The sequence below is a fragment of the Verrucomicrobiota bacterium genome (assembly GCA_037139415.1).
In the GTDB taxonomy this organism is placed as follows: domain Bacteria; phylum Verrucomicrobiota; class Verrucomicrobiia; order Limisphaerales; family Fontisphaeraceae; genus JBAXGN01.
Window position 1 is genome coordinate 1 of record JBAXGN010000047.1, and the last position, 13,465, is coordinate 13,465.

A 13,465-nucleotide genomic window follows, 5' to 3' on the forward strand; every position below is an offset into this window, starting at 1 on the left:
AAACCAAAACAGCTTACAGAAAAACGACTATGCTAACTCGTAAACTGGGGCTAGATGGCAAGAGCGTCGGCAACGGACGCTGCGGCATGATCATCACGCTCTGCCGCCACGAGGACGGCCGCCCTGTTGCCATGACCGTGGCCCGCGGGAAGAAGGAAGACTGCGAAGTCTCCGAGGGCCGGGCGCTGCTGGCCGATCCGCAAGTCGAACTGGCCAATGCCCTGATCACCGCCGATCCGCTCCACAACAAGGAAGCCACCGTGCGCGTCATCCTGGAAAAAGGCGGCGATTACCTCGTCGGCACCAAGGAAAATACCTCCAAACGTCTGGTCGGTGCGACGCAGGCCCTCCAAGGCGCCCCCCTTTTGCACTGAGTCAGGAGGGCGAACACGGGCGGCTGGACAGCCGTTGCGGTGCCATCGCCGCCATTTCCCCCGTCACCGCTGGGCTGCCTGGCACCCGCTCGGCCATCACGATCCAGCGCGATTGGTCCGCGAAGAAAGACCCGCTCCAGACGCGGAAAAGCCACACCCGCTTCTTCCTTTCCAGCCTCTCCGCCCACGAAAAAACGCGCTCGGCAGGCGCGGTTCGCCAGCACTGGTCCGTGGAAAACCGCAACCACTACAAACGCGACACCAGCGCCTGGCAGGAAGACCGACACCGCCATCGCAAACCCAACGCCGCGCTCAACCTCGCCCTCACCCGCAACCTACTCCTGGCCGTTATTCCCTTCGACCAAGGTCAGCCTTTGGCACACTTCTTTGAACTTTACCATCGCCACCCACACCTCGCCCTCCGGCTCATCCTCAAGGCTCATCCCGTTCTATGAGCCTGCCAACCAAACGCCCTGTGGCAGCGCCAGAAACCGGCAAAACGAGCAACCACCTTGACGTTATTTGACAGCCGATCCCACGACCAACCGAACGCCGGTAACGCTTTCCCGAATATTGGGCGGGCGCTTGCCTCGGAAAGACGTTTGCACGACCTCGACCTTGCTATCCAACCATGAAGCTCCGTGTATCACCGTAAATCCGCTTGATGCCGAACAGATGGTATCTTGACGCGATTTGGGCCACAGAGCGCCGAAATTGGACGCGAAAGCAAATAATGTCACACAATCGTAATACAACATTGTCACGTCTCACAAAATTTGCTTTGATCACGGGGTTTGGATTGGATTGAGTTTTGGGATAATTGTTTATGATACGACAAAATACATCGGTGGCCATCGAAACTGCGATGCCAAGTCCCGCGACCAACGCGCCGCACAAGCGCCGGACGGAAATCGCGGTCTTGCCCGTCACAGCCAAGCCGGGCGATCTGCGTCCGCCCTTGTATAACAAGGTGCGCACCTATCAACACGCCGCTCAGGCCCGCGCCACGGGTTTTTACCCCTATTTCCGAACCATTTCGTCAGCGCAGGACACAGTGGTGACCATGAACGGCAAGCAGGTGCTGATGCTGGGCTCCAACAGTTACCTGGGGCTGACCAACCATCCGAAGATCAAGGAAGCCGTCAAGGCTGCCGTGGACAAGTACGGCTCTGGCTGCGCCGGGTCCCGGTTCCTGAACGGCACGCTGGACCTGCATCTGCAACTGGAGGAAGAACTAGCCAAGCTCACCGGCAAAGAAGCCGTGTTGCTCTACAGCACCGGGTTCCAGGTGAACCTCGGGGTCCTGAGTGTCATGGCGGGCAAGGATGAGTATATCCTGGCCGATAAAGCCAATCACGCCAGTTTGGTGGAGGGGTGCCGGCTTTCGCTCGGCGAACTTTCCCGGTTTGCGCACAACGACATGAGCGCCTTGGAAAACCGCCTGAAGAAGTTGGATCGCAAGGCGGGCAAGTTGATCGTGGTAGACGGCGTATTCAGCATGGAAGGCGACATCATCAACCTCCCGGAACTTTGCCGGCTGGCCAAGGAATACCAGGCGGCGGTAATGGTGGACGACGCGCATGGCATCGGCGTGCTCGGCAAGTTCGGAGCCGGCACGGCAGCGCACTTCGGCTTAACCGACGCGGTGAACCTGATCATGGGCACGTTCAGCAAATCGCTGGCCAGCCTGGGCGGATTCATCGCCGGCGAGGCGGACACCATTGATTTCCTGAAGCATACCTCCCGCACACTGATCTTCAGCGCCAGCATGAGCCCGGCCAACGCCGCCGCCGTACTGGAGGCGTTGCGTATCATGATCCGCGAACCGGAGCGCATCGCGCAAGTATGGCATAACACCAAGCGGATGAAGGACGGGTTGACGACTCTGGGCTTTGACTTGGGCGCCTCGCAAACGCCGATCCTGCCGGTCTATGTCCGGGACATGCTCAAGACGTTCCAATTCTCCAAGCGGTTGCAAGACGAAGGGGTGTTCGTCAACCCGGTAGTGCCGCCAGGTGTCCCTCCGGGACAAGATATATTGCGGGTCAGCCTGATGGCAACGCACACGTTTGCGCAGATTGATTTTGCCTTGGAGAAATTCCAAAAGGTGGGTAAAGAACTGGGACTGATTTGAACCGGACAGTTTTTGGATGACGGATACCGGCCACAAGGGTGGCTGGCCTGATAGCAATGCACGTTCTCCTCACAGGCGCAACGGGGTTTGTAGGCAGCCATATTCTGGATGTGCTGCGTGAGCGGGCTATCCCCACCGTTTTACTGCTGCGCCGCGCCAGTTCCCGGACATTGATTCAGAGACACCTTGCCAATGTCACCATCGTGGAAGGCGACCTTACCCAACCGGAACGTCTGCAAGCAGCCATGGCGCAGGCTACGCATGTCATTCATTGCGCCGGTCTGACCAAAACGCTGCGCATTCCCGACTTTTACGCCATCAACCAGCAGGGGACGCGCAATGTGGTAAACGCGGCCAATCAGGCTGGCAACCAAATTCAGCGCTTCATCCACATCTCCAGCCTCGCCGCTGCCGGTCCCGCTACTCCGGATCACCCAAAGCTGGAATCCGACACCCCGTCGCCAGTGTCACATTATGGCAAGAGCAAACTGGGTGGCGAAACGGAAGTCCGCGCACACTGCCATTCGCCGCATACCATTATCCGCCCGTCGGCCGTGTACGGACCGCGTGATGCAGAGTTCCTGCGACTTTTCAAAGCCGTGCAGGCCCATCTGCTGCCCTCATTTGGCGGGGGTAAGCAGGCGTTGAGCTTGGTCTATGCCCGCGATCTGGCCCTGGCCGTGGTGCATTGCCTGGATTGTCCCTCTGCGGAGAATAAAACCTACTTCGTGGCGGCCCCGGAAATGATCTCCGCCAACCAGATGGCGGCGGAAGTCGCCAACCAGCTCCACACCTGGACCCTGCCCCTGCCCTTGCCGGTACCTTTGCTTTACCCGGTCTGCGCGGCGCAGGAACTGATCTCCCGCCTCACCGGCAAAGCCAATGTCTTAAGCCGCCAAAAATACGCTGAACTCGCCGCACCCGGTTGGGTGTGCAGCGCCGCAAAATTGAAGTCCGACACCGGCTTTGAGGCCACCACCACCTTCAAGGTTGGCGCCGCCGCAACCTTGCTATGGTATCGCGCGGAACAATGGATGCGATGCTAAACGAACCACTGTGCCGCACTACCGTTTCATAGATTACGCAACCCAAGGCTACGTCGCGCTGGTGGGACTGCTGGTGCTGGTATGCCATCAAACGGGGTTGCCGCGATGGCCGGTCTATGTGCTGGTGCATGGCGCCGTGTTGCTGGGAATACATGGATTAATCCGCTTCCACGCCTCCAAACCCGCCGGCGCCATCCTCACATTTCTACGCTGTTATTATCCCATCCTGCTATTCTCCTTTATGTATTCGGAGACGGGACATCTGAACCAATTATTCGTTCGCGGTTACCTGGACGCAACGCTCCTGCGCTGGGACCAAGCCCTCTTCGGCTGCCAGCCCAGTCTGGAGTGGATGCAGCACTTCCCGCAGACGGTGGTGAGCGAGACATTGTACGGCGCCTACTTTTCCTATTACGTCATGGTGGCTGGCGTGGGGTTGGCGCTGTATTTCAAGCAACGCCCGGCGTTCCATCATTACCTTGCGGTTATCTCCGTGGTCTTCTACGGGTGCTATCTGGTTTACATTTTCCTGCCCGTGGTCGGCCCGCGCATTTTTTACATGGACATCCCCGGCTGGACGCTACCCGCTGGCGCGCGCCCCGACTGGATTCCAGCGTTCCCAGATTCCGTCCGCAGCGGCTTCTTTTATCGTGTCATGGAGGTGATTTACGACCACTTTGAAACCCCGGGGGCGGCCTTCCCCAGCAGTCACGTGGCGGTGGCGCTGGGTACGCTCTATTTCTCCTTCCAACATTTCCGCCGAGTCCGCTGGCTGCATTTGGGTGCGGTCGTGCTGCTGTGCCTTGCCACCGTGTATTGCCGATACCATTATCTGGTGGATGTTTTCGGCGGTATTATAACCGGCGTGGCCTTGATTGCCTTGGGCAATTGGTTGTATGCGCGTTTCGATACGTCCCCCGGCCAATCCTCTCCCTGAGTTTAACGAACCAACCGCCGCAAGTTATGGCCTGCCTCTGGATGCCGCCAAACTTTCCAAATACAATCCCCATGCAAACGGCGAGACTGGCAAGTGGCCTTGTCGCAGGCGTTCGCTAGCGTGACGCGCCACCAAGTCCAAGGCTTCCTTGCGCTTCACGGAGGCTAATCGGGAATCCCCGTCCGGGAAACGCAATTCCAGCAATGCCAGCACTTCCATAACGGTGTCCGGATTCGTCAACCCATGGTTCAATAACTCCAAATTCCTGACCAGCAGAGCGCGCTCCAGCGTCTCCCGGCAGCGTGGCCAATCTGGATCATTCGCCGGTAGCACCTTTAGTAAGGCTGCCATCCCACGGCAGAGGATATAATGGTACGCCGGTTTGGCATTGTGCGGATCAGCCCATAAACCGCTGTGGGGCCCATGCCTCAATTGCCCCGGATAAATGCCGAGCCGCGCTTTCTCCTTGGCGGCGGCGAGATAATTACTCTGGCCGGTGACACGAAAAGCCTCGGCCAACAGATACACGGAAAAACTATTGTAATTCCAATTCGGCACCACCGGCTGCGCCGCCGCCCAATCCGCGGCCGCCCGGGCGGAGGACAGCCACTTGGTTTCCTTGGTGGCCTCGAATAAATCCAGCAGCGCCACGCCGCAAAGCCCGTTATCAAAATACAAATCGCCCCCGCCGCGATCATCCCGCATCCAACCATTGGTGGTCACCTGGTTCAGAATCCCCTCCTGTTCCGCACGCCGCAGGAAGCGCTCGGATAACATCCCCAGGCGGCCCGACTTGCCACGCCAGGCGGGAAAGGGGAAAACGCCATTACCAGCCTCCTGCTGAGCCTTGCGCAAATACTCGCCAGCCTGGCAGGCAATTTCCATTAATCGCTCAGGTCCCTGGCATCCCGCACGGCGCGCCGCCAGACTACCGCTGACCACGGATGCCACAAACCGAAGTGGGGCTGGAATCTCCGTAGCCGCAATGGGCTTGAGCCACCAGGATTCACCAGATTTTTGCAGACGGGTGAGGTACGCATTGTAGCCGGTGAGAACCTCGGACTTCGTCAAAGGCCGGGCGGCGTCCGACACCGATTGATATTGCGTGGGTTCCTCGGGCACGCCAGCCCGCTCGCCCAGCAACGTCTCCATCTCCCGGGCGATTTGCTCAACACGCTCCAGGTTCTTGCCGGCCTGAGCCTGTGCGAGCTGGGCGTACAAATCCCGCGCGTGCTCATCGGTTTTCGGCGCGCCGGCCACGGAAAGCACGCCCACCCATACCGCAAGACCAAAGACGTTTGCCAGATTGCGCATCCCGCAAAAATGCGCCGTGCCGCTCGCGCTGACAACCTTTTTTCTGTTATTCGTCCGTTTGGTTCAACCGGGCCAGCACGCTGAAATCCTCCAGCGTCGTGGTGTCGCCCCGGATTTCCGTGCCGGCGGCAACCATTTTCAACAAGCGCCGCATGATCTTCCCGGACCGGGTCTTCGGCAACCCCTCGGCAAAGCGCAACTCGTCGGGCCGCGCAATCGCCCCGATTTCCTTCACCACATGTGCCCGCAATTGCTCGCGGAGTTCCGGCGTGGATTTAAGCCCGCCTTTAAGGGTAACGAACGCCACCAGCGCCTGTCCCTTGAACGCATCGGGACGCCCTACGACCGCCGCTTCCGCCACGCTGTGGTGACTGACCAGTGCGCTTTCCACCTCGGAAGTGCCAATCCGATGCCCGGCGACATTCAGCACGTCATCAATGCGACCCACGATCCAAAAATAGCCATCCTTATCCCGGCGGCAGCCATCGCCGGTGAAATACGCGCCTTTGACTTCCTTCCAATACACTTCCTTGTAGCGCTTAGGATCGCCCCACAAGCCGCGCAACATGCTGGGCCACGGTTTGCGTATAATCAGCTTCCCACCAACATTCGCGGGAACCGATTTTCCTTGTTCATCCACCACATCGGCATCCACGCCAAAAAACGGCAGCGTCGCCGTGCCCGGCTTCGTGGGGATGGCCCCCGGCAATGGAGTAATCATGATACTGCCGGTCTCCGTCTGCCACCACGTATCCACAATGGGACAACGCTTGCCGCCAATCATTTCGTGGTACCACATCCAGGCTTCCGGATTGATGGGTTCACCGACCGACCCCAAGAGCCGGAGGGAGCGTAAATCGTGCTTGCGCGGCCATTCCTCGCCCCATTTCATGAAGGCGCGGATGGCCGTTGGTGCGGTGTAGAGAATGGAAACGCCGTACTTGGCGACAATCTTCCAAAAGCGATCGGGCTCTGGGAAATTCGGCGCACCCTCATACATCACGGTGGTGGTGCCGTTGGCCAGCGGCCCATAGACCAAATAACTATGCCCGGTCACCCAACCAACATCCGCCGTACACCAGAACACGTCCGTGCTCTTCAAATCAAAAACATATTTGCTACTTAATTTCGCGCCCAACAGATAGCCCGCCGTGGTGTGGAGAATCCCCTTGGGCTTGCCGGTTGATCCGCTGGTGTACAAAATAAACAACGGGGCCTCGCTATCCATGGGCTCCGGCGGACATTCCGCGCTCACATACTCCAATTCACGATGCCACCACACATCGCGCCCTTCCTCGATGTGGATTTCATTATAGGCGCGACGCAACACAATCACCTTCTTGACACTGGCAGTCAGCGCCTTGCCCTGAGCATCTGTCATCTTCAACGCGTCATCCACATTACGCTTCAACTGGACAACCGTGCCGCGTCGGTAACTGCCATCTGCCGTAAGCACCACCTTGGCCTGACAATCCTGGATGCGATCCGCCACCGAATGGGCGCTGAACCCGCCAAAAACCACCGAATGCACCGCGCCGATCCGTGCGCACGCCAGCATCGCAATCGCCGCCTCCGGCACCAGCGGCAAATAGATGATCACCCGATCCCCCTTCTCGACCCCGTTGCGTTTTAAGACATTGGCGAACCGGCACACCTCGCGATGCAACTGCTTGAACGTGATCACCCGCTCCTCTCCGGGGCGGCTGACGGAATCCGGCTCCCCCTCCCAGATGATCGCCGCCTTGTTGGCCTCCGGCGTGCCGAGAAACCGGTCCAGACAGTTCTCGGAAACATTCAGTCGCCCGCCCACGAACCACTTCGCGAACGGCAATTTCCACTGCAACACCTGCTTGAACGGCTTATTCCAGATCAATTCAGCCTTCGCCTGCCGCCGCCAAAACTGGTCAGGTCGCTGAATGGACTCCTGGTAGAGCGTCTTATAATTGGCCAGCGACGTGACATGCGCCGCGCTGGCAAAAGCGCGATCCGGGGGAAAGACGCGATGTTCGTTGAGAATGGAAGTGATGCCGCCGAGGGACGGCTCGCTGATGACGGGCGTGCATTCTTTGTGCATGCCCGCAATTTATTAGCTTTTGTACTTTTGTCAATTAGTAGTTTTGAAATTTCGAGCGGAAGCCCGCACCCAACAAAAAAACCGCCGTTTTCACGGCGGTTTTTTTGACGGAAAACCAAGTAGGTTGACTGGTTATTTTGGCAACAGTTCGCTCACCATAGCCTTCTCTTCTTTGAGTTCGGTTTCGGTGGCCACAATCTTCGAGCGGCTGAATTCGTTGATCGCCACGCCCGGCTCAATGCTCCACTGCGTGCCGTTGCTGCGAATCGGATAGGAGTAAATCAACCCCTTCTCGATGCCATAACTGCCATCCGAGCAGACCCCCACGCTGAAACAGTCGTCGGGATGCGTCGGGGTGATCAGCGCCTTGACGGTATCCACGGCAGCATTGGCAGCGCTGGCGGCACTGGAAAGGCCGCGCGCCTTGATGATCGCCGCCCCGCGCTGCTGCACCGTCGGAATAAAGGTGCTCTTGAACCAGGCTTCATCCGTGATAACCTGCGTGGCCGGACGTCCGCCGATGCGGGTATTGTAAAAATCCGGGTACATCGTCGAGGAGTGATTTCCCCAGATGGCCAGATGGGAGACCTGGGTGGAATCCACCCCGGCCTTTTGGGCGATCTGCGCCTTGGCGCGATTTTCGTCCAGCTTGGTCATGGCGAACCAACGATCCGCCGGAATATCCTTGGCGTTATTCATGGCAATCATGCAGTTGGTGTTGCACGGATTGCCCACCACGAGAATACGGACGTTGCTGGCGGCGTTCTTCTGGATCGCCTGGCCCTGGCCAATGAAAATTTTACCGTTGATGCCGAGCAGATCCTTGCGTTCCATTCCAGCTTTGCGCGGCACGCTGCCAACCAGCAGTGCCCAGTCCACATTGCGGAAACCTTCATCCAGGTTGGCTGTGGGCACCACACCCTTCAGCAACGGAAAGGCGCAATCATCGAGTTCCATCACCACCCCTTGCAGGACGGGCAGGGCGGGCTCGATTTCCACCAAGTGAAGAATGACCGGCTGCGACGGGCCGAAGACGGCGCCCGACGCAATCCGAAACAACAACGAATAACCAATCTGACCGGCTGCGCCGGTGACTGCCACGCGAATAGGTGCATTACTCATAAAGTGCGCGAGTCTGGCAAGATTTCCAAAAGAAGGGCAATCAAATTTTGCAAAATTCTCAAAAAATCGTACTCGCGCCTCCGGTCTGCTGTCCCGAGGGCCGGCCTACCCAAACCTTTGGAAAACAGCCTTGCGCTGCAGCGCCTCGTCAATCTGCTCTGCCGAAAGCGCAAACTTGAGCTGTTCCATCTCCTCGTGCGCCTCCTCATGCTGCTGGTCGGCGGCGAGCGATAGCCATTTGTACGCCTCGATCATATCCTTGCGGAGACCTCGGCCATCCCGATAGCAAACGCCCAGCTTATATTGTGCTTGGGGCACCCCTTTCAAGGCGGCGCGGGAATACCAGGCGGCAGCCTGCTCCAAGTCCGGCGAAACCCCGGCACCATACTCATAAGCATTGCCCACGTTATACTGGGCCGGACCTACCCCCTGTTGTGCCGCCAACATGAACCAGCGCACCGCCTCCTCTTCGTTCTGCGGAACACCCAGCCCTTGGTGATAGCACGAAGCCAGGCTGATCTGTGCCTGGGGATACTGTTTTTCCGCTGCTTTGCGAAACCATTTCACCGCTTCTTCCTCATCCTTGGTTACTCCCTGCCCTTTCTGGTAACAGATGCCCAGGCTTACCTCCGCACATTCGTCGCCCTGTTCGGACGCCAAACGAAACCATTTCACCGCCTCGCGAAAGTCCTTTTGCACGCCCTGGCCATTGGCGTAGCAGATGCCGAGATTGACCTGCCCCAAGCCATTGCCAAGATCGGCGGCCTTGCGAAACCAGCGCGCCGCTTTGAGGTAATCCGCCAGTAAGGTCTTGCCGCTGGCATACTTGATTCCCAAGTGTACCATGGCGTCAATGTCCCCCGCCTCCGCCGCCTTCTGCAACCGGGCGATTTCCGCTTGCTCCGCCCGGAATTCCTCTTCGTGTTCACCGGCCAACTCATGCGGCCCCGTAGCCTTGCGTGCCAACTCCGGCACCGGCGGCGGCAATTGCTTTTTGAAAGTTTTCTTCAGCCAAAAAATCGCGCTCCAGATTCCCATCCATAGATATTTCATCATACCTATGGTCCGTTAGAGGATATGAAACCACCAAAGCAAGAATAGCCCCACCAGTCCAATCGCCACCACGCGCCAAAACCAGGAAATGCCACGGGACCGGTTTGCTTCCGGTGTGCCGAATTCCTTGCGCAAATAGTCGTTATAATCGAAATCCGGGCGGGGAATTGCCAGCCGGTCATACACTGCCTCATCACTCCAGCCAGACAACTCATCCGCCCCACATTCAGGGCAGGCGCGCGCTTTCGGCGGCACGGTCGCGCCACACTGGGGGCAAAGTTCCGGGGGGAGACGTTGGGGCATAGGCGGCCGCAGATCATGGGGCTTATCCCATGCCGGCATATTCCTCATCCGTCACGATGCGCATGCCCATCAGCACATAGTCATGCTTGGTGGCCTGCATGTCTTTCACGTAATCGTTCAAACGCATCAGTTCGCTGAAGCCAAACAAGCCAAACATCTTCATGGCCCCCTTTTGTTTGCCAATAAATTCGGTTTCCAACCGTTCCAAACCGCATTCGCGTCCGATTTCAATAATCTCGGCAATCAACGTCCGGGCTAGGTGTTTGCCCCGGAAGGAGGGATGCACATGAACGGTGACATCCCCGATATGTCGCTTCCAACCGCCGAGCTGCTGATGAAGGGTGATTTCACCTAGAATTTGGTTATCCCGCACCGCTAGCAGCACGAAATCCTCGCCGTGGTCAATGTGTTCGCACCATTTCCGAACGACCGCCGGATCGGTCATGCGGTGTTTGAGGAAGAGTAAATCTTCGTGGGCCATGGCGATAAAGAACTCGTTGAGCGCCTTCGTATCGCCCGGCTCCAGCACCCGCAGGGTGCATTTACTGCCGTCCTTCAGTTTGATGTCTTTTGGATAACGTTCCAATGCTGATTCTAGTGACATAGAGGTTTGAGGTTGAGGTTATGAATCGGTTAAGGTTTTGGGTTCTATTCCATCAGATAAGCTGGGATTGCGGAAGTTCCCCCACGATGCCGCGGCGTTGCGCGCCCATGTGGGCAAAAATCACCCCGGGATCAATACCCCACCGCGCCGCCAGCAGCGGGACGCGTTCGGCGTTGGTGGCGAGACTGTCGGCGGCTTTGGGGTTGGACGTTGCGGTAGTCTCACCATAAGGCAGGCAGATCAGGCGTAGCGCGTGTTCGGCCTTGGTGATTTCACCCTGGTTCCAAAGCGTGGCCTCGGCCCAAGCATAGGCGCGGACCACCTGCCCGCTATCCAACATGGCCCAGGCGTGCTGGCCAGCCAATCGGTTGACGCTGAAATATTGCAGATGCCCGACCCGCTGGCTCAGGGCACGCAAAAAACGGTACGTGCGATCCACATCCTCATGCACCTCCGGCAAGCCCGGGCCAAATACCATCACCCAGCCATTGACCGGCTGGGAAATGAACAACTTGCGGCTGGTCACCTCGGTCATTGCCTCCGGCATCGAGCTGGGCGCGGCCTTGTGCAGGTGCAATGCTTCTTGCAAAATCATCGGGTTCGGACACTTCACCACCATCCAATTCCACGCCATTTCCGCCGGAAAGGCGTAAAAGAGCGGCGCGCGTGGGGCCAACGCCCCGCCGCTATAGGGTGCCCAGCGACTATGGCTGCGCTCACGAAAATAGCGCCCGAGCAGATAGGCGGAAAACATGGCGAACATGCAAATGGTCACCACCAGCACAGCGATCAGCCAGACGAAGTAGTCATCATGCGGCATACCAATGGCAGCGGAGCAAACGCTCTCCGCCAGTGTCGCACTATGAACGCCCGGACTCATGTTATGAATAACCTTAACTCATGCTTGGCGGTTTTCAACCAGAAAACCACGGAAGTTCACGAATTCTTTGGCCGCCGTTTTTTGGCGAATCCCTCAACCGCCTTTAACATCCCCTCAATCGTATGCGGTTTGCCCTCCACCGTGGGGGTGACACCCAGCTTCCCCAAGGTCTTGCTGGTCTCGGGACCAATCGAAGCCGTTTTCAGATCCGGGAACTTCGCCAGCAACTTGGGCAGGTCAAACCGCGCATGGAAATTCTCCACCGAGGAACTACTGGCAAACGTGACCCAATCCGCGCCCTCTTCCAACAGGCGGGCGGCCGCCCCGGTCAGGTCGTCCGTTTCCGGCACCGTGCGGTAGCAGGCCACATCATCCACAATCGCCCCCATCTCGTTCAGCTTCTCCGGCAACTCCGGATTGGCCACCTCCGCCCGCAACAACAGCATCTTAAGATTTTCCACCGTCTCGAATTTGGCTATGGCGTCGCCCACTTTGGCCGCCAGATATTCCTCCGGCATGACATCCACCCGCAAATGCATCTCCTTCACCTTGGCGGCGGTGGCCGGGCCGATGGCCGCAATGCGCACATTGCCCACCGCGCGAATGTCCCCAAACCCTTTCATCAGATAATCGAAGAATGCCGTGACCCCGTTCGGACTGGTGAATACCAGCCAGTCATACGTACCCAATTCCAGCAACGCATCCTTGAGATTCTCCAGGTTTTCCGGCGGCACGATCTTGATCGTCGGGATTTCCAACACGTCCGCCCCGCGCTCCTGCAATTGGCGGGAAAGCTGGCTGGCCTGCTCCCGGGTGCGGGTGACCACAATGCGCTGGCCGAACATCGGACGTTTCTCAAACCAGTTCAACTTCTCGCGCAGACTCACCACGCTGCCAATGACAGTCACCGCTGGCGAACCGAACTTGGCCTTCTCCACCACCGCCGCAATGGTCCCCAAGGTGCCTTGGATAAACTGCTGGCGTCCGGTGGTGCCCCAGCGGACCATGCCCACCGGCGTTTTGGCGGACAGTCCCTCCTGCACCAACCGCTTGGCTATCTCGCGAATCCGCTCCACCCCCATCAACACCACCTTGGTGCCGGGTAGCTTGGCCAGGTGCTCGTAATCTATGGAACTGGTTTCCTTATCCGGGTCCTCATGCCCGGTGATGACGGTGAACCCGGAGCAATGCTCCCGGTGCGTCAGCGGGATGCCGGCATAATTGGGCGCGGCGAAAATCGAAGACACGCCGGGCACCACCTCGAACGGCACCTTGGCCGCCACCAACTCCTCGGCTTCCTCCCCGCCGCGTCCAAACAAATACGGGTCGCCCCCTTTCAAGCGCACCACCGTTTTACCGGTCTTGGCCTTCGCCACGAGCAACTGATTCAGTTCGCCCTGGGGGATCGCATGAGCGCGGGAACGCTTGCCGCCGTAAATGATCTCCGCCTCCTTGGGCGCCAAGCGCAGCAATTCAGGGTTCACCAGGGCGTCATAGACCACCACCTGCGCGCGGGCGAGCAATTCCGCGCCGCGCAACGTCAACAACCCCGCGTCACCGGGGCCGGCACCGACCAAATAGACTGTTCCGTAAGCCTTCATTGCCCGAAACCTTAGCCGCAACC

Annotated in this window: 13 protein-coding genes; 5 read left to right on the forward strand and 8 right to left on the reverse strand. The window is 58.5% G+C overall.

Features of this window, described 5'->3' with window-relative positions; genetic code table 11:
- The first annotated feature begins 29 nt into the window (after window positions 1–29).
- From WCO56_10215 to WCO56_10235, 5 genes are all read left to right on the forward strand, one after another.
- A complete protein-coding gene (locus tag WCO56_10215) occupies window positions 30–374 on the forward strand; it encodes a hypothetical protein (protein ID MEI7729935.1) in 345 nt (114 codons plus the stop codon).
- Window positions 375–604: 230 nt separating this feature from the next.
- Window positions 605–829, forward strand: a complete 225-nt coding sequence (locus WCO56_10220; GenBank protein ID MEI7729936.1) for a DDE transposase family protein — start codon at window positions 605–607, stop codon at window positions 827–829.
- A gap of 371 nt (window positions 830–1,200) precedes the next feature.
- Entirely contained in the window at window positions 1,201–2,508 is a 1,308-nt protein-coding gene (locus WCO56_10225) for an aminotransferase class I/II-fold pyridoxal phosphate-dependent enzyme (protein MEI7729937.1), read from the forward strand.
- 56 nt (window positions 2,509–2,564) lie between these two features.
- Window positions 2,565–3,554, forward strand: a complete 990-nt coding sequence (locus WCO56_10230; protein ID MEI7729938.1) for an NAD(P)-dependent oxidoreductase — start codon at window positions 2,565–2,567, stop codon at window positions 3,552–3,554.
- Between the two features lie 10 nt (window positions 3,555–3,564).
- Entirely contained in the window at window positions 3,565–4,491 is a 927-nt protein-coding gene (locus WCO56_10235) for a phosphatase PAP2 family protein (protein MEI7729939.1), read from the forward strand.
- 24 nt (window positions 4,492–4,515) lie between these two features.
- Here WCO56_10235 and WCO56_10240 read toward each other — a convergent pair whose 3' ends face one another.
- The 8 genes from WCO56_10240 to cobA all read right to left on the reverse strand — a co-directional run bounded on the left by WCO56_10240 (window position 4,516) and on the right by cobA (window position 13,442).
- The gene (locus tag WCO56_10240) at window positions 4,516–5,805 is read right to left on the reverse strand and encodes a hypothetical protein (protein ID MEI7729940.1); all 1,290 of its coding nucleotides are present in this window, start codon (window positions 5,803–5,805) and stop codon (window positions 4,516–4,518) included.
- Window positions 5,806–5,851: 46 nt separating this feature from the next.
- Window positions 5,852–7,879, reverse strand: coding sequence for an acetate--CoA ligase (gene acs, locus WCO56_10245; GenBank protein MEI7729941.1), 2,028 nt, complete (start codon window positions 7,877–7,879; stop codon window positions 5,852–5,854).
- A gap of 132 nt (window positions 7,880–8,011) precedes the next feature.
- Window positions 8,012–9,001 carry a malate dehydrogenase gene (locus WCO56_10250; protein ID MEI7729942.1) on the reverse strand — a complete coding sequence of 330 codons (990 nt, stop codon included), beginning with the start codon at window positions 8,999–9,001 and terminating at the stop codon, window positions 8,012–8,014.
- A 105-nt stretch (window positions 9,002–9,106) separates the two neighbouring features.
- A complete protein-coding gene (locus WCO56_10255) occupies window positions 9,107–10,057 on the reverse strand; it encodes a tetratricopeptide repeat protein (protein MEI7729943.1) in 951 nt (316 codons plus the stop codon).
- A 12-nt stretch (window positions 10,058–10,069) separates the two neighbouring features.
- Window positions 10,070–10,357, reverse strand: a complete 288-nt coding sequence (locus tag WCO56_10260) for a zinc ribbon domain-containing protein (GenBank protein MEI7729944.1) — start codon at window positions 10,355–10,357, stop codon at window positions 10,070–10,072.
- A gap of 22 nt (window positions 10,358–10,379) precedes the next feature.
- On the reverse strand, window positions 10,380–10,961 hold the full coding sequence (locus WCO56_10265) for a GNAT family N-acetyltransferase (protein MEI7729945.1): 582 nt from the start codon (window positions 10,959–10,961) through the stop codon (window positions 10,380–10,382).
- A 52-nt stretch (window positions 10,962–11,013) separates the two neighbouring features.
- A complete protein-coding gene (locus WCO56_10270) occupies window positions 11,014–11,841 on the reverse strand; it encodes a hypothetical protein (protein MEI7729946.1) in 828 nt (275 codons plus the stop codon).
- A gap of 56 nt (window positions 11,842–11,897) precedes the next feature.
- The gene (gene cobA, locus WCO56_10275) at window positions 11,898–13,442 is read right to left on the reverse strand and encodes a uroporphyrinogen-III C-methyltransferase (GenBank protein MEI7729947.1); all 1,545 of its coding nucleotides are present in this window, start codon (window positions 13,440–13,442) and stop codon (window positions 11,898–11,900) included.
- Window positions 13,443–13,465: the final 23 nt, after the last annotated feature.